This is a genomic window from Nodosilinea sp. FACHB-131 (assembly GCF_014695395.1).
Taxonomy (GTDB): domain Bacteria; phylum Cyanobacteriota; class Cyanobacteriia; order Phormidesmidales; family Phormidesmidaceae; genus Nodosilinea.
Genome location: NZ_JACJOF010000012.1, coordinates 133,282 through 149,713, shown reverse-complemented (window position 1 = coordinate 149,713; position 16,432 = coordinate 133,282). Strand labels below are relative to the sequence as shown.

The following is a 16,432-nucleotide window of genomic DNA, read 5'->3' as shown; positions in this document are numbered from 1 at the left end:
TTTGGTGCTTATCTGCAAAGGGCGGGCTATACCGCCAAAGTATGGACAAATCGTAGATGCAGCGCTGCTTCCGCTGCCTAAGCGGAGCAACACCCAGCGCGAAAACAAAACCATCAAGCAGGGTGAGGTGCCGTCTGAGCGGCAAGGTTTTAGAACAGCAAGCTATGCTGACCCGCTACATTCAGACTGCGATGCACGAAGCCACCTATAAGCTTCTAGAGAACGGCACCTTCCACGGCGAGATACCTGCCTGCAAAGGGGTTTGAAGCAATGCCACAGCCTTGAGTCTTGCCGCGAAGAAGGGCAAGATTTCCTAAAAAAGTAGATTACCGCAAGGTTGCGGCTGCGGCGTACCTTCCTTAACGCGCTAACTCGCTATAGCTAGCAATTCCTACAAGATGTGTAGATAGGACTCCAGCGCACCCCGGTAGCGATTACAACAAAAGATCCGTTTTCCTGTGAGGATCGTTGCTGTGAAGAAGCTTTTGCCGTCTAGTCTTTTATTTGGGGGATGTTTGGTTGGCCTGGCAGCCTGGCTGTGGAGCGTGCCCGCTGCTGTAGCCGATCCCTGCACCGTCAACTGTCGGTCAGGGCAAATTCAGTTTACGCCGGGCGATCGCATTACCGTACAGGTCATCAACGTCGGCAGCCGTCCTCTCAGCTTGGAGCAGCCGCCCCTGCTCGGCCCCCGCCTGCTCTACACCGGCAACACCTTTGAAACTCGGATCAACTGGGCCGGGCAGCCCAAACCATCGTTCTTCTTTTGGTCGCAGGAGCGGCTGCCCGTGCGGGTTCGTCTCAATCGCCCCAGCCCCGATACGCTGCGGGTAGAACTCTACAATGCGCCTAGTGAACCGAGCGATCGCAGCATCACGATCGAAGCCGATGGCCGCGTCTCGGTGAAATAGCGGTGCGGGTGTTGAGTTTCCGAGGTCTTATGCCACTCAACACCCGACCGATTGACCTAACCGCAAGATTGCGTTCAGGCTGGCGCAAAGGCCAGGACCAGCATAGCTATAGTGAAGACAGCCGAACCAGTGATGCCGAAGGTTCGCGGCCAGTTGTAAGCGATCAACTCTTGAATGACCTCAGGCTGCTTACCGCCCCGCTCAAGCCGAAAATGGCGTGGAATTTCCAACGCTACCGTAACCCAAAGCCCCAAAAGACCACAGGCAGCATTGGCCAGGGCTAGCCCCAAAGGCACAGACTCGGGACGCAGAAAGATGATTGCGATGGGAACGAGAAAGCAGGAAAACCCTGGGATAATGACCGGCAGCGGTATTTGACTGGAATAAAACTTGTGGTATGCGACATAGTCTTCTGGGCCAACCTTAGCAAAAAGAGGATAGACCACAAGCTGCACAAACCAGATTGTGCCAAGGTTGTAACAGATAAGAGCCATGTAGAACAATAAAAGACCGTGGGAAAAATCCATTGTATTTAGCCTTTATAACGAAAGTTTTTTGATGAGAGTAACCATCTGTTGAATGGTATTTTTAGGAAGTTTTGGGACGACAAAGATCGTCATCTGAGGATCATGGGACAACACAAATAACTTTTAATTCATGCATCCGTTGCCCATAATTCAGTGAAGCTATTCACATTCATAGGAGATTTAGAATGATGGCGAGCTTACTTTCCTCAATCTTATTTACATACCCTTAGCATTTTGAAGTGAGTTTTTCGTTGCACGGTTAAACCATAGAACAACTATTCACTGATCCCTTAAAGAGCGGGCTCTCTTAAGCATCAACACTTAGACTTCCAACTGTGCGAAGCTGGTTTTACTGTTTGATTAAGCTGGCGAGAACGCCATTACCACCATGGCTAACGTGAAACCAGCGGCACCAGAAATACCCAGTGTTCGCGGCCAGTTATAGCGAACCAACTCTTGAATAACTGCAATCTGCTTACCGTCTTGCTCGAGCTGAGCATGGCGTGGAATCTCTAGCGCTACCGTTACCCATAGCGCTAATAGGCTACAGGCCGCATTGGCCAAGGCAAGTACTAATGGCACAGACTCGGGGCGCAGAAAAATAAGCGCGAGCGGCAAGAGCAAACAGGCAAAACCTGGAAGAATGACCGGCAGCGGTATTCGACTAGAATAAAACCTGTGGTATGCGACATAGTCTGCTGAGCCAACCTTCGCGAACAGAGGATAGACTACAAGCTGCCCAAACCAGATGATGCCGAGGTTATAACAGACGAGCACAGCGTAAAACAGTAGAAAACTGTGGGGAAAATCCATCTCATTTAGTATCCGTAGTGACGATTTTGATTGATGTAATTAATGTTGCTCTCCCCTGTTATGCATCGTTAAGCAGCGCAGATAGGTGAGGCGGCATTGAACGGGTGTGAACCAACTGGCCTGTAGCTAAGTAATCGAGTTCTTCAGGAGTTGAGGGGCGTCCCAGCAGAGCATTGCGGTGGGGCTGTCGTCCAAACCGGGCAATCACTTCTCGATGGGCGCGCGCTTGGGAGGCAGAAAATGCCAGCAGTTCGCGATGTTCAGGTAGAGCCTCTTGCACCAGTTCCTCAGCCAATTGAACGGCTAAATCCAATTTTTTCAACCCTTCAGCATGACCTAGCGGCAGCAAGAAAAACGTCTTTTCCCAAGGTGTTCTCAGGGCAGTATAGTGGCCGACATTAATGCCTTCTAACGCAAGTAGACAGGCCTTCGAATCTTGGGCAAAGGCTTGAGCCGTGCCTTGATAGATCGTTCGAGAAAACTGGTCGAGAAGAATGATGAGCGCTAGGCGCGATCGCGGTTCCTCCGCCCAGCCGTCAAGTTTACCTCGAATTGCCTGCTCTAGCAGCGGTAAAAACCGCTCATTCTCACTGGCGCTCATGCCACCTCGAAACCACCACTGCCACTGGCGAACGATAGCGGCCTGTCCCTGGTTGAGCTGGTCAGGAAACCAGAACTGAAGCACCGATTCATAAGGTTGAGTAATCATTGTGTATATTCCTCTCTGCCGATCTGCCAACGGTATATTTCGCCTGGTTCAGAGGCATCTACCTCAGCGCTATACCTGATCTCTACTTTTTGCGGCGGACAATTGGTTTATTTACTCAGGGTCTTAGAATGTCGTGCCAGTCCGGATAAATGTGAGTCGCGCTGATCTAGCATCATCAGCAGTTTTTGAGCATAATCCTTGGCAAAAGCGCGCTGAATAGAGGGGCGTGACCGTAAGTTTTGTCTCCAGTTATTCACCTTAGGAGCCTTTGCCAACCCAAAGTCAGCAATCTCGTCAAGGGCATCGAAGTAGTAAAACATGGGTGCATAGGCTGCATCTACCAGTGAGAAACTTTTGCCACCAAAGTAAGGTGTATCCAGGTTTCTCTCAATCCAGGTCAGCTTACTCATCAGCTCTTGGTGTTTCTGCTCAAAGACCTCTTTTGTAGGTGCATTCAAGAAGTCATACATAACCACGAGCGTAGTGGATGCAAATTCGATCCAGGCTCGATGCTTTGCCTTTTCAAGAGGATCCTGTGGATGCAGTGCTCCTGGCGTAACTTCGTCTAAATACTCGCAAATGACAGACGATTCAAATAGCACTTCAGATCCGACTTTTAGCAGAGGAACTTTCCCCAAGGGAGAAATCTCAAGGAACCAGTCCGGCTTGTTCATCAAATCGATGTGGGTTAACTGGTGAGGAATCTCTTTCTCAAGCAATAAAATGACTGCACGTTGTACAAAAGGACAGAAATAATGGCTGACTAGTTCTAGTGATAAGTTGTGCATGGTAGTTACAGGAAAAATTCCGCTGTTGTAAACAATTAGATAAAGGCTGTGATAGTTAGAACTGCTCGGTTTCAAAAAGCCTTACAGAGAATAAAGGCCTTGATTAGTCGGTTTTTGCGGCTGCATACTGAGCCCGATCCATCATCGATTTAAGGGTTGCCCCATCATTTTTTGAATTGACTCGGGCCGCATAGCTTCTACATATTGGGGCGCAAACTCTGGCGGCAAAAACTCAAGTAGGGTGCGATTTTCGGCCCAAAATTCAACTACGCTGAAGGGAACAACATCGCCCCGGATGCGAGCAAGCACTCGCCATCCCTCGCGCTGCCCAATCTGCTCAATTTGAGCGGGGGTAGTGGGCACCGAAATAGCCGCATGGGCGGCCACAAATTGAGCGGGGGAAGTTTGGCGAACTTTGGCCGATTCAGTATCAGCCCCCGGCATCCAAGCATCGCCCTGCTTAAACACCACAATGTGGGTGCCATAGTTGTCAAAAGGCATGACTAGAAAACTACCGGGAACCAGAAACTTATAGACTTCTCCCTGCCAAATTTCGGCTAAGGCACTAGCAACCCGCAGAGGCTCTTGAGCATCGATTGAAATGTGGTGAATCACGGTATTTACTCTCCTAGTTAGGGTTTCGGCGATTAGATGATGGCTTGCACTGATCTTTTCTAGGGCAAAGGTGGCACCTCAACCTCCACGCCGCGATCGCCGACAAAGACCTTGAGCACGGCGAACGCTGCTGGGTTGCCGCTAAACAGCGCATGGTTGGTGACCAGCACCGAACCGCGATTGTCGAAGGCAAAATCCGCTGGGGTATCGTAGGCAATCGGGCTGTTGGCCGGACCTTTGAGCCGCGCCCCCTCCCGACCATCGGGAGTCAGAATCGAGATTTCGCTGGGCGACTGAAGCGCAACATAAAGCTGGCCAGACTGACCAAAGGCAATGCCGTCGGGCATTTCGCCCTGCAAATACTGGTGAAAGATCTTGAGGTCGCTCTCCTGAGGGGCATCGACGAAGGGCAGCCGGTAGATGGCGCCACCCGGTGCCGAGGCGGAAGTGGTAACTGCAACGTATAGCTCAGTTCCATCTGGGGTGACCTTGATGCCGTTGGGGCCAACCGGAAACGGGGCTGTTGCCGAGCCGGCCAGGCGATCGCTCTGAAACCAGGGCTCAGCCAGTCCACCACCGGGCGGAACGCGGAAAATTGTGTTCTGAAACGAGTCGCTCCAGTAGAGGTAGCCGTCGGGACCAAAGGCAATCTCATTGGGCAGGGAACAGGGCAGGCCGGGCGGCAGTGACGGGTTGCAGGCTATTTCGGGGAGAACAGGGGAGTAAATCTCTTGGCTATAGCACTCACCCTGGGGGCTCAGACGAACAATGCCAAGCTGACTGCTGACCACATATAGGCGGTGCTGACTATCAACGGTTAGCCCAGCCACCCCGTGAATCTCTGACAGCCGCTCTCCCTCCAAAAGAATGGTCGTCAGGAGTTCGCCCGTGCGCCGATGGAAGACCCGCACCTCAGAAGGGCGGCCGCCGTTGTCGCCAAGGGCGGCTGGCCCGGCCACATAGACGCGGTTGCGATCGGCGACAATTCCCTCGGGAAAGGGGGGCGAGAGATCTGGCCCAGCAAATACTCTACCGTCGCCAATTTTGGCGTTCTGCAGTTCACCATCGGCAATTTCGATCTCAGTCTCAGCTGCAAGGCGATCGCCCTGGTCAGCTTGAGAAGAGATACCCAAGGCTTGCTCGGGGCTGACTGACGATTGAAAATTTTCGAAGCGAAGATTTGTCATAGCAATTTCCTGCTTTATTAGAGGTGTTTGTGGTGTTAACGTCTGCTGTGTAAATCTCAATGTTTGACATTAATCAAAGCCCTACCGATCTCGACGTTGAGGGGCCTTGATAACATCAATCAGAAAGCTTTGACTTAATTGCGGTCTAGACCACAACAATGTCGGCGTTGCTCAGAGCGGGCGCACCGCTCAGCGTGGCCAGCAGCACTTGAGCCTGGCAGCCATTGCCATCGGGGTCAAAGAATAATTCCCCCGACAAATTGTTGTAAATAAAGCGATCTTTGCCATCGACAGCGGCTGTGCCCAAGCTAAATTGATCGGGCGAAATCGGGGCACCGGCTACTAATCCGCCATCAAAGCCCGCCGCTCGAACTACGATGCGATCGCCTTGGGTAACAAAATCAGTAATTCTGTCACCCCCTTGATGCAAGTTGTTAAAGCGGAATGAATCATGCCCTTCACCGCCCGTCAAAGTGTCGATGCCGTCTTCACCGAGCAAAATATCGTCGCCACAATCGCCACTGAGCCGATCGTTGCCTGCTCCGCCGCGAAGCAGGTCATCTCCGCCTAGACCTCGGATGCGATCGTTGCCACCCTGGCCATCAATGATGTCGTCAGAGTCGTTAAACCCGTCGAATTTGTTGTTTCGATCGTCTAAAAAGATCGTGTCCGTATCGAAGGCAACTTGAAGGTCTTCGTCAACAACCTGTAAAACCGATTCCTGACCGAATTGTTGCTTATAGGCCTGGATAATTTGATCAATTGCCGCTTCGTTTTCTACGCTGTCTTCAAAGATGAGCGAGACAATTTTGCTAGGCTCTTTCACTAGGCCGTTTGTGCCGCTGAGGAACTGTCCATCAGCATCGTAAACCGTCAACCCATTGGGGAAAAGCGGAGTGATCTCTTGATCTAAAAACTGCTGAAAGTCTGCCTCTGAAACTTCGCCGCCCCCGGCAATGTTGCGACCAAAGTACAGATCGGTTTGAATCAGCTCTGGAACTGTATCATTGTCGATCAGATCTTCCGACTGACCAAAGCCCACCTTAACGGCTTCGTTGACGACCTCTAAAACCGATTCTTGCTGAAACTGCTGCTTGTAAGCAGCGATAATCTCATCAATACTCTGCTCATTTTCTACCGTATCTTCAAAGATCAGAGTAACGACCTGACTAGGTTCTTGCACCAAGTTGCCGGTGCTGTCTAGAAACTGCCCATCGGCATCGTAGACCGTCAGCCCGTTGGGAAATCGTGAGGTAATTTGAGCATCAATAAATGCCTGAAACTCAGCCTCTGAGACTTCGCCGCCACCGGCAATATTGCGCCCAAAGTACAAGTCTTCTTGAATCAGCTCTGGAATGGGATCATTCTCAATCAGGTCGTCTGTTTCATCAAAACCAATCTTCAGCTCATCGGCGTTGACAAGTTCTAAAACCGATTCTTGCTGAAACCGCCGCTTGTAGGCTTCGATAATTTGATCGACCTCTGCCTGGTTTTCTAGCGTATTCTCAAAAACGAGGGTAACCACCTGGCTGGGTTCTTGAACCAAGTTGCCGGTGCCGTCTAGGAACTGCCCATCGGCGTCGTAAACCGTTAGTCCGTTGGGAAATCGCGGTGTGATTTCGGCGTTGATAAATGCTTGAAAATCGACCTCTGACACTTCACCGCCACCGGCAATATTGCGCCCGAAATAGAGATCCTGCTGAACGAGCCCAGGGCTAATTTGGTTGGCTTCTATGCTCGGCACGACCGATTGGGTATGAATTTCTGCATAAATTGTGGGGGCCATCGGGCTCTCCTTTTGCCTGTATTCAGAATTAGTCTTTTTTAGGAGGTTGATGCCGGGGGCATAGCTTCCGGCATCAACCAAGGTGGGTTAAATCACAACAATGTGAGCGTTGCTTAAGGGAGGAGCCTTGCCCTGTTAGTAGGCGATCGCCGGAATCTGATACAGATAGTCATCGCTAGTTGCCTGTTGCAGCATGAAATCTGCGACATCTGCCCGGGCGATACGCATACCCTTAGCGGGGAGCCCATCAACGGCTATGCGATAGCGCCCGCCCCAGGCCCCATTGGTCAGTGCCAAGGGACGTACGACGATCCATTCCGAGGCGTGCTCCCGAATCTTCTCCAGCGCCCGACGATGATCCGCTAGGGTGTGGGGAATAAAGCGTTTGATTAAAAACAGGAGTACGGCTCCTGGCAAATCCTGCGCCTTTTCGCTAAGTACACCAAAATTTGAGAGAAAAATGAGTCGGCGTACCTGATGCGCTTGCATTCCTTGCACAATGTTTTGGGCACCTGCTGAATACAAGGTCGTGGGCGCTTCGGCATCAGTCCCCAATGTGCAAAACACCACGTCCTGCCGTGCAATTGCCTGACTGACCGAAGCTGCGTTGAACACATCGCAAGACACAACGCGCAGTCGTTCGTGAGTGATATCTACGGCCGCAGGATTTCGTACTGCTGCTGTGACGTGATGATTCTGCGCCAGGGCTTGCTCAATGAGGCAACGGCCCACGCCTCCACTCGCTCCGAAAATGACAATGTTCATCTATGAATCTCCGCTTAAACTACGACGATGTCAGTGTTGGTAATGGTTGGCGCGCCACTCAGCGTGGCCAGCAGCACCTGGGCCTGGTGACCGGTGCCATCGCGGTCAAAGAACAGCTCGCCGGAGGTGTTGTTGTAAATGAACCGATCGCTGCCGTCGGCGGCAGCGGCACCCAGCACAAACTGACTGGTTGAAATTGGTGCACCGGCATTTAGCCCGCCGCCAAAGCCCGCCGCCCGAATAAGAATCTGGTCGTCAGCGGCGACAAAGTCAGTGATGGTGTCACCCGCCTGATCTAGGTGGTCAAAGCGGAAGGAATCGTTGCCTTCGTTCCCGGTCAGGATGTCTGCACCCTTGCCGCCGAGCAGGTTATCGCTCCCTTGGCCGCCGAGCAGGGTGTCGATGTTAACGCTGCCGACGAGGTTGTCGTGGCCTGCGCCCCCGTCGAGGGTGAGCTGAATGCGGTTTAGATCCAGGTGGTCGGCTTTGATCTGATCGTTGCCGTCGCCGCCGGACACCAGCAGGCGATCGCTGGCATCGGCCCGGAAGATCGAGACGTCGGCGGTTAGCCCAGAGACCACTACATCCTGACCTGAGGTAGCAATGCGAATGGCATCGTGACCGGCTGAACCGGTGATGTTGATGGTGTCGATTTCGCCATCGCCTCCAGCGGTGCCCGAAATGCCCAAATTCAGGTTGATTTGCTTAATATCAGTGCCTGTAAGGTCATTGATATTGATGGTGTCGGCTCCCCCAAAGGCTCGGAAGTCGACCTGCTCCAGGTTGTTGGTATCCATCACCACGGCGCCAATGTTGCGCAGGAAGGTGAATCGCTCGCCATTGGCCAGCATGTCAATGACTTCGCTGGCACCGGCGCCGTTGAAGAGCATCGTGTCGTGGCCGGCACCACCATCGATGGTGTCGTTGCCCTCTCCAGGGTTCCAGAGAAACGCGTCTCTACCGGCGCCTAAGAATGCCGTGTCGTTGCCGCGTTTGCCATCGACGAAGTCGTTGCCGTCGCCGCCCAGCAGCAGGTCATCGGCAGCACCGCCCAGCAGCAGGTCATCGCCTTTGCCACCGTCCAGCAAAAGCTGCATGGCTCCCGGAGAACTGCTGGAGTCAGCCAAGAGATTGGTGGCGTCGATCGTGTCGTTGCCGCCTAAGCCATTCACCACAAGCAAGTCTTGCCCCAGATCAGTCCCTAAAATCTTGACCTCGGCTCCCAGACCCGACACCGTAGCGCTGTTGCCAACGCCGCTGATGTTTAGAACGTCGTTGCGGTGAGAGGCATTGAGGGTGGTGAGATCGGGGGCGCCATCGCCGACGGTCGAGCCCAAGGTCGCTAGATTGACTTCGACAGTCTGCAACCCGGCTCCGGTCAGGTCGTCAATGGTGACCTCATCCACCCCCAACAACGGGTTGATGACGAGGCGATCGCGATCGCCATCGCCGCCAACAATGTCAACCTGAGCGGCTAAGCCTTTGACAGTGGTTTTGCCGGCAGCCCCACTGACCTTGATCGCATCGCCATTGCCTGAGCCGTTGAGGGTGATAGTATCGGTGGCCCCGTCACCGGCCGTCGAGCCAGCGGTGGCCAGATTGAGATTGATCTGCTTAACGTCGGTGCCCGTCAGGTCATTGACGGTGATGGTATCGATGCCACCCAGGGCGTTGAAGTCCACCTGCTCCAGGTCGTTCGTATCCATCACCACGTTGGCTATGTCGCGGAAAAAGCGCAGCCGCTCGCCCACCGCAGACATATCAACCTGTTCAGCGATATTGGCACCGTTAAAGAGCATCGTGTCGAGCCCATTGCCGCCTTCGATGGTGTCGTTGTCTTCACCGGGGTTCCAGCCAAAGAGGTCGTTGCCATCGCCGAGAAAGGCCAGGTCGTCGCCGTCGCCGCCGAAAACCGAGTCATTGCCTGCACCAGCCAGCAGGGTGTCGTTGCCGTCGAGGCTGGCAATCACGTCGTCACCGTCTAACCCAAAAACTGTATCGACCTGATCGGTGCCGAGCAAATTGCCCAGACCAGAGGTGCCAAAATCGCTGTCGTTGCTGCCAATAATAAGCGCCATGATCAAATTCCTTGTGGTGTAAATACGTTGAGCGTGCACGGCATCAGGGGATGCTGCTTTGCGATCGCCGTTCCCCGCTCAAAGACAACAGCGAACCGCCCCAAGGGGAAACACATCCCCTAAGGTTTGGGCGTCCTCCATCGGAAGCCGCCGAGTGCTAAGTAGGTCGCACAGTCGCCAACTGCGGGCAACTTTGCTGAACTTAAAAATTCAGAGGCTCGGTCAATCGGGCCAATTGCTCACGCCGCCGCGTTGGCAGCGGCCATGGACATGGCAAAGGCTCTACCGGCTGCCCGATATTTTTCAACATCCTTTGGGGTGGCCGGCTGGCAATCGGTAGTGTCGCCATACAACGGGTTGAACTCTCGATGCCAACCGGCGAATTCGAGCACGATACCGTCTGGGTCTTGGAAATAGATCGAGCTCACGAAGGTCTGGTCATTGACCTGTTCTGAGGCCTGCGTTGGCGAGTTATCGTGATGAATTACCGGACTGACCGGAACACCTTTTTCGATCAGTTTTTGTCGGTATGCCTCGATGTTCTCTGCTGGCACATTAAAGGCGAAATGATTCATTGAGCCGTGGGATGAGACCAGGGAAGCTGGATCGCTAAAATCAACTGCCATATCAAGGCTTCCCCGAGGATTTGAAAGCCCAGGTTGGCGATCGGCGGCTTCGGTGAACCAGAAGAAGGCGAGTGCCTCACCCTCACCCATGTCGAAGAAGAAGTGCTGTCCAAGACCGGCTGGCAGATCAAAGGCTTTGATAAGCTTCATGCCGAGCACATTGGTGTAAAACTCAACCGTGCGTTCCATGTCTTTGCAGACTAGAGCGACATGGTTTAGACCCATAATTTTGAATTCAGAATTTGTGTTCTGCATTGGATAATTCTCCTGCATAGTTGGGGCTGGACTGTGCTGTTCGAGATGTCATTTGCTATCAAGTTCTTTGCAATACTCGTTCTGAACTTGCGCGTTCAGGTTTGAGTGGGGCAGTGCCCCCAGCTCTCTGGGGACACTGCTAGGGCCGGAGTCATCTACAAAACCGCAACCTAGTGAGTGAGGTTGAATCCTAGATGTTCTCGCCGCAGCTCATCAGGATTGAAAGCACTTTTTTCAAGGTTTTCCAACCGCAGTCGCTCGAAGTCGACTGCGCTGGATTTCTCTAGGTTCTCGCGACGGGTGCGATCGAAGTTAACGGCGTCTTTGTCGAGGTTTTCCTGCCGCAGCTGATCAAAGTCAACTGCGCTAGATTTCTCCAGGTTCTCGCGACGAGTGCGATCGAAGTTAACGGCATCCTTGTCGAGGTTTTCCTGCCGCAGCTGATCAAAGTCAACTGCGTTAGATTTCTCCAAGTTCTCGCGACGGGTGCGGTCAAAGTTAACAGCATCCTTGTCGAGGTTTTCCTGCCGCAGCTGTTCGAAGTCAACGGCATAGGCAACGGGAACAATCGCGATCGCAGCAGCAGAGGCAGCTAGTATAGACAGTGCAAAACGTTTCATGAATTTGGCTCCTTGGGGGCTAAATAAATCAGTTCAGGTGTAGCTATCGAACTGAGTCATCTATCAGGTTGGTTCTACCCTAAGGAGCGAGGCGTTACTAAACCGTTCCGGGGCGTTCCAACAGCGTTCTGTTGAGCTAGCTAGGGATAAATAGCAGTGGGTAGAAGGGCGTTATCGCCGTCCCCAGTTCAGTTCAGACCGTTCAGTTGAAATGTTGCAAAATCTAAACGTTCAAACATTGGAACGTTTTCAAAGATTTCTAATTAATGGGGCAATGGCCATAGCTGTGGAGCTAGCCTATTGCAGCAGGGTTTGGTAAATCCGCTGAGTGTCGGCGCTGGGGTCGAGGCCCAACTCATCCTGCAAGACCTGCATGCACTGGTGATAGATCTGAATGGCCGTGGCGCGATCGCCGTTCTCTCTGTGGAGCTGCATTAGCGCTTGGTAAGTCGATTCGCGCAGGGGGTCGGTTTGCAGCAGCAGTTGACCATAGCGAATGGCCTGGGGATACTGCTGCTGGTGCTGAAGCAAAGCAATCAGCCGATCTAGCGCCTCCAGGTAACGCTGGTGGAGGCGTTCTCGGGCCTGCGTTAGCCACTCGTAGTCTAGCTGGGGCAATAGGGCACCCGTGTAGTGGGCGATCGCCGCCTCGATGTCGTGCTGCTGATTGGCCCGATTTTCGGCAGGGGCAATCTCGGCGCGGTTTAGGGCGGCTTCAAAGGCAGCCACGTCGAGGCTGAAGCTGGACCCTGGTCGCCACTGCACCAGCTGAGCCTCAATGTGCAAAAACGAGTCTGGCTCAGGCAGCGCCTGCCGCAGGTTGTAGAGATCCTTACGCAGTGCCGTGCGGGCTTGGGCCTCACCCATATCTGGGTAGAGAGAGTAGGCCATCTGCTGACGTCGGTGGGGGCTGTGGGGATGAAGCACCAGATAGGCCAGCAGGGCCTGCGATCGCTCATTGGTGACAGCCACAGCCTCGCCTTCGTAGCGCAGGCTGAAGTCATTAAAGAGCTGTATTTGTAACCTGGGCACCGGCAGATCAGAGGCCGGAGCAACTCCACTCACCTCTGGCGGCCTTGGGGTCAAGGCCGCGCCAATGATTGAGGACTCAGTGCTTGGCCCCCTCCAGCCCAGAGTAGGGTCGTAGCCGGTGAGGTGGCTGGGAAAGTTGGCAGCGGTTTCCCAGACTGAGTCGGCTCCTAAGGACTGGCTTGGAGCCGCGGGTGGCTCAGGCGGTAGTTCAGGGGGCGAGGCGTGATCGACGGCCCCCAATTCCTTGAGCACCGCTAGCTGACCGGCGGTGAGTCCCTGAACTCCCGTGATCACCATGCCTTCGTAGGGTCGCTCGGGTTGGAGCGATCGCACCTCCTCGCCGGTGGCACAGCACCAGAGTTTGATCATGCCGTCGTTGCTGCTGCTGGCCAAGGTTTGCCCATCGGCGCTAAAGGCCACGGCCTGCACTTGGTTGGTGTGACCGCCCAGGGTGCGGAGGACCGCTCCAGTCTCAATATCCCAGAGCCGGATGGTGGAGTCGCCGCTGGCGCTAGCCAAAATGGGCTCCACCGGGCTAAACACCACCGCCTGCACCTGGCTGCGGTGGCCCCTAAAGACCTGCAACAGTTCGCCGCTGGCGCTATCCCACAGGCGAATGGTCTGGTCGGCCCCGCCGCTGGCCAACCACTGGCCGTTGGGGTGCCAAGCGACGGTGAGCAGCCACTTGTCGTGGCCCTGCAACAGCCACATCTGCTCGCCGGTTTCGGTATGCCAGATCCGCAGGGTTTCGTCATCGCCGCCACTGGCGAGCAGGGGCTGCACCGGATTCCAGGCCACCGATCGCACCTTGTTGGTGTGGCCGCTCAACACCCGCAGGCATTGACCAGTGGCCACCTGCCACAGCCGAATGGTGCCATCGGCACTGCCGCTGGCCAGCCACTGACTGGTGGGGTCCCAGGCGAGGGAACGCACCGAGTCGGTGTGGCCCCGCAGAATTTGGCTGGTTCTTGCTCGCGGGGACTGAGCGATCGCCCGCCCGTCCCATAGGCAAATTGTTTTGTCGGTGCTGCTGCTGGCCAGGGTGCAGCCATCGGGGCTGAACTGAGTGGCGCGCACCCAGAGACTATGGCCCGCCAGAGTTGCCAGGGTTTCCCCAGTCTGCCAGTTCCAGAGGCGCACTAGGCCGTCTAGGCTGCCACTCACCAGCCAGGGTTGGTGGGGATGAAAAGCGACCGCAAAGATCTGGTTGGTAAACCCCCGCAGGGTTTTCAGACAGTGACCGGTCTGCACGTCCCAAAATTTCAGGGTTTGGTCATCTCCCCCGCTGGCCAGCTGCGGCTGGTTAAAGGCCAAGGCCCACACCCAGTCGTGGTGGTCGCGCAGGGTGCGCAGCGCGTTGCCCGATGGCATCTCCCACAGTTTGATAGTCTGATCGGCGCTGCTGCTGGCCAACAGCTGGCCATCGGCGCTAAAGTCCACGGCGAGAACGGGGTGACTGTGGCCATACAGAGTCAGACGGCAGGTCTGCGTAGCCACATCCCACAGCCGAATCGTTTTATCAGAGCTGCCGCTGGCTAGGGTTTTACTATCCCCATGCCAGGCTAGCGTCCAGATGCGATCGCGATGGCCCTCCAGAGTGCTCAAGCAGCTGCCCGTGGCGGCGTCCCAGAGTTTTACCGTGCAGTCGGAGCTGCCGCTGGCCAAATAGGTGCCGTCTGGGCTAAAGGCCACGGCGCGCACTGGGGCGCTGTGGCCCACAAGGGTCGCCACGGCACTGCCGGTGTGGGTATCCCACAGTTTGAGGGTGCCGTCGTGGCTGCCGCTGACCAGCTGCCCCTGGGGATGAAAGGCGATCGCCTGCACATAGTTGGTGTGACCCGAGAAAGTTTGCACCGCCTGGCCTGTACTGATATCCCACAGGTGAATCATGGCATCGTCACCGCCACTGGCCAGGGTGCGCCCATCGGGGCTAAAGGCCACCGCCTTAGCCCAGTCGGTGTGCCCCTGTACAGTTAAAAGCAGCTGATAGTCGGCCAGTCGCCACACTCGTAGCCCACCGTTGCTGTCTCCAGCCGCCAGCAAGGTGCGGTCTGGGCTATAGGCTATAGATAAAATGCTGCTAAAGGTCTGGCTAAAGACCGCATGGACAAAATGGGCCTGGGTAAAATTGACCCGGTGCAGCTTGGCCTTAGGCAGACAGGCGTGGCGCAGGCTGAGGTGAGAAAAATCGTAGCCAGCCAGGTCGAGGCCCAGCTGAGCACAGAGATTGATTAGATTGCCGCCCCCATAGCCCGGCATCTGAGTTTCGCGGCAGCGCACAACCTCCAGCAGCAGCAGCATTTGCTGCTCTAGAGCCGATTCAGAGCTAAAGGTTTGGCTGAGCTGGCGGGCGATCGGCTGCAATATCAGCCGCCGCTGACTGTTGCGCAGGTAGTCGTTTACGGTGGTTTTGAGTAAGGCATGGCGCAGAAACAGAACTGGCTCGGCACTGGCCAACTCGTGGGAAATTTGCTCAATTAGCTGGTCGCTGACGTACTCCATCACCACGGGCTGCTGACTGTAGCGCCCCGACTGAGTCTCAATCAAGCTTCTCCAGCGCAGTGACTCCAAGACTTCGAGCACCTGCGGGCGAGAGGCCGAGGGCTGAATATCGGCCACCAGCTCTGAAATCGAAGTCCAATCGCGGTTGATGGCCAGCCAGTACATCACCGTTCGCTCTAGCTTAGACAGCCGCCGAAACTGCTGGTTGAGCAGGCGCTGCAGACCGTTAAAAATAACGGTGTCTTCGGCCAGAAACGCGGCAATATCTCCGTCAAACAGGCTCTGTATAGAGGTGGCAACAATCTTTAGGGCTAGGGGGCTGTTGCCGTAGCGGTGGGTCAGCTGACGCTTTTCGGCGTCGGAGCCGGTTAGCCCTTTGGCCTCACACAGGGCGAGGGCTGCTTCTAGGGACCCGGTCAGCAGATGCGATCGCACCGGCAACTCGTTGCCGGCCAACATCCCCACTACGGCGGGCTGCTCTCGACTGGTCAGCACCACACAGCCTTGGTGGCGGGTTTCGGCCACAAGCTGCAGCAGGTCGCCATAGTCTTCATAGCCATCACGAAAATAGCCCGCTCGCTCTCCCTCGTGCAACAGGGTTTCCATGTTGTCGAGCATCAGCAGACACCGGGACTGCCGCAGCCAGTAGAGCAGCTGTTTTAGCGTGCCTCGGGTATCGTGCTGGTCAGAGACAAACCCCACCAGATCTTCGAGCAGTTCGTCGAGCCTGGGGGCGTGGCGTAGCGATCGCCAAATAATTTTCTCAAAGGGAGCCTGGGGCAGGTCTACTAGGGTTTCGACTAGCTTGGCGGTCAGGGTGGTTTTGCCGATGCCGCCCATGCCCAACACCGCTACCAAGCGACAGCCATCGTCGATTACCCAGCGCGACAGGGTGGCAATCTCCACGTCGCGACCGAAGAAAACCGAGACATCTGGAGCTTCGCCCCAGTCGATGGCAGGGTTCGAACCTGGAGAGTTTTTCAACACGCGGCCCCGGAATTGGGTAGCGATCGCTGTATCCGTAGCCCAGTTCTGCGATCGCTAATCAGGATTCATTGCGATCGTCAGACCTAGCGCTACTGCAATTATATAAGCGGACAGAGGGCCCAAGACTAACCTTATCCCACCACCCCTACGCGCCCGTAGCGCTGACCAGACCACAGAGGATAACGTCAGCGAGACTGCCTGCCACAGGCCCCTTACAGAGTCCTAACCTGCCAG

The 16,432-nt window shown here is 55.0% G+C and carries 13 protein-coding genes and 1 pseudogene; 2 read left to right on the top strand and 12 right to left on the bottom strand.

All coding sequences use genetic code 11. The features are described from left to right. Positions 1-164 precede the first annotated feature (164 nt). Together H6F75_RS28975 and H6F75_RS07890 are read left to right on the top strand one after the other, a co-directional pair. Positions 165-325: pseudogene (locus H6F75_RS28975) on the top strand (hypothetical protein). A 148-nt stretch (positions 326-473) separates the two neighbouring features. Continuing rightward, the gene (locus tag H6F75_RS07890; protein WP_190750895.1) at positions 474-908 is read left to right on the top strand and encodes a hypothetical protein; all 435 of its coding nucleotides are present in this window, start codon (positions 474-476) and stop codon (positions 906-908) included. Between the two features lie 74 nt (positions 909-982). Here the strand turns inward: H6F75_RS07890 and H6F75_RS07885 are convergent, their stop codons facing one another. The 12 genes from H6F75_RS07885 to H6F75_RS07820 form a co-directional block, all read right to left on the bottom strand. Further along, a complete protein-coding gene (locus H6F75_RS07885; protein ID WP_190750893.1) occupies positions 983-1,435 on the bottom strand; it encodes a hypothetical protein in 453 nt (150 codons plus the stop codon). 360 nt (positions 1,436-1,795) lie between these two features. Then, positions 1,796-2,248 (bottom strand): hypothetical protein, encoded by a 453-nt coding sequence (locus H6F75_RS07880; RefSeq protein WP_190750891.1) that lies wholly within the window; start codon positions 2,246-2,248, stop codon positions 1,796-1,798. A 58-nt stretch (positions 2,249-2,306) separates the two neighbouring features. Next, entirely contained in the window at positions 2,307-2,957 is a 651-nt protein-coding gene (locus H6F75_RS07875) for a DUF924 family protein (RefSeq protein WP_190750889.1), read from the bottom strand. Positions 2,958-3,064: 107 nt separating this feature from the next. Beyond that, entirely contained in the window at positions 3,065-3,745 is a 681-nt protein-coding gene (locus tag H6F75_RS07870; protein WP_190750887.1) for a glutathione S-transferase family protein, read from the bottom strand. Positions 3,746-3,886: 141 nt separating this feature from the next. Then, positions 3,887-4,360, bottom strand: a complete 474-nt coding sequence (locus H6F75_RS07865) for a hypothetical protein (protein ID WP_190750885.1) — start codon at positions 4,358-4,360, stop codon at positions 3,887-3,889. Between the two features lie 59 nt (positions 4,361-4,419). Beyond that, a complete protein-coding gene (locus H6F75_RS07860) occupies positions 4,420-5,547 on the bottom strand; it encodes an SMP-30/gluconolactonase/LRE family protein (RefSeq protein ID WP_190750883.1) in 1,128 nt (375 codons plus the stop codon). 145 nt (positions 5,548-5,692) lie between these two features. Further along, positions 5,693-7,333, bottom strand: coding sequence for a DUF3574 domain-containing protein (locus tag H6F75_RS28445; protein WP_277874243.1), 1,641 nt, complete (start codon positions 7,331-7,333; stop codon positions 5,693-5,695). 135 nt (positions 7,334-7,468) lie between these two features. Beyond that, positions 7,469-8,098, bottom strand: coding sequence for an SDR family oxidoreductase (locus H6F75_RS07840; RefSeq protein ID WP_190750881.1), 630 nt, complete (start codon positions 8,096-8,098; stop codon positions 7,469-7,471). A 14-nt stretch (positions 8,099-8,112) separates the two neighbouring features. Further along, entirely contained in the window at positions 8,113-10,176 is a 2,064-nt protein-coding gene (locus H6F75_RS07835) for a calcium-binding protein (RefSeq protein WP_190750879.1), read from the bottom strand. A 239-nt stretch (positions 10,177-10,415) separates the two neighbouring features. After that, on the bottom strand, positions 10,416-11,057 hold the full coding sequence (locus H6F75_RS07830; protein ID WP_190750877.1) for a VOC family protein: 642 nt from the start codon (positions 11,055-11,057) through the stop codon (positions 10,416-10,418). Positions 11,058-11,227: 170 nt separating this feature from the next. After that, entirely contained in the window at positions 11,228-11,677 is a 450-nt protein-coding gene (locus H6F75_RS07825; protein ID WP_190750875.1) for a hypothetical protein, read from the bottom strand. A gap of 297 nt (positions 11,678-11,974) precedes the next feature. Next, positions 11,975-16,195 carry a BTAD domain-containing putative transcriptional regulator gene (locus H6F75_RS07820; protein ID WP_190750873.1) on the bottom strand — a complete coding sequence of 1,407 codons (4,221 nt, stop codon included), beginning with the start codon at positions 16,193-16,195 and terminating at the stop codon, positions 11,975-11,977. Positions 16,196-16,432: the final 237 nt, after the last annotated feature.

Bases quoted from the DNA above. Each gene is read 5' to 3' on its own strand.
- H6F75_RS07830 (WP_190750877.1), bottom strand. From the start codon at position 11,057: ATGCAGAACACAAATTCTGAATTCAAAATTATGGGTCTAAACCATGTC.
- H6F75_RS28445 (WP_277874243.1), bottom strand. From the start codon at position 7,333: ATGGCCCCCACAATTTATGCAGAAATTCATACCCAATCGGTCGTGCCG.
- H6F75_RS07840 (WP_190750881.1), bottom strand. From the start codon at position 8,098: ATGAACATTGTCATTTTCGGAGCGAGTGGAGGCGTGGGCCGTTGCCTC.
- H6F75_RS07835 (WP_190750879.1), bottom strand. From the start codon at position 10,176: ATGGCGCTTATTATTGGCAGCAACGACAGCGATTTTGGCACCTCTGGT.
- H6F75_RS07870 (WP_190750887.1), bottom strand. From the start codon at position 3,745: ATGCACAACTTATCACTAGAACTAGTCAGCCATTATTTCTGTCCTTTT.
- H6F75_RS07875 (WP_190750889.1), bottom strand. From the start codon at position 2,957: ATGATTACTCAACCTTATGAATCGGTGCTTCAGTTCTGGTTTCCTGAC.
- H6F75_RS07880 (WP_190750891.1), bottom strand. From the start codon at position 2,248: ATGGATTTTCCCCACAGTTTTCTACTGTTTTACGCTGTGCTCGTCTGT.
- H6F75_RS07860 (WP_190750883.1), bottom strand. From the start codon at position 5,547: ATGACAAATCTTCGCTTCGAAAATTTTCAATCGTCAGTCAGCCCCGAG.
- H6F75_RS07825 (WP_190750875.1), bottom strand. From the start codon at position 11,677: ATGAAACGTTTTGCACTGTCTATACTAGCTGCCTCTGCTGCTGCGATC.
- H6F75_RS07885 (WP_190750893.1), bottom strand. From the start codon at position 1,435: ATGGATTTTTCCCACGGTCTTTTATTGTTCTACATGGCTCTTATCTGT.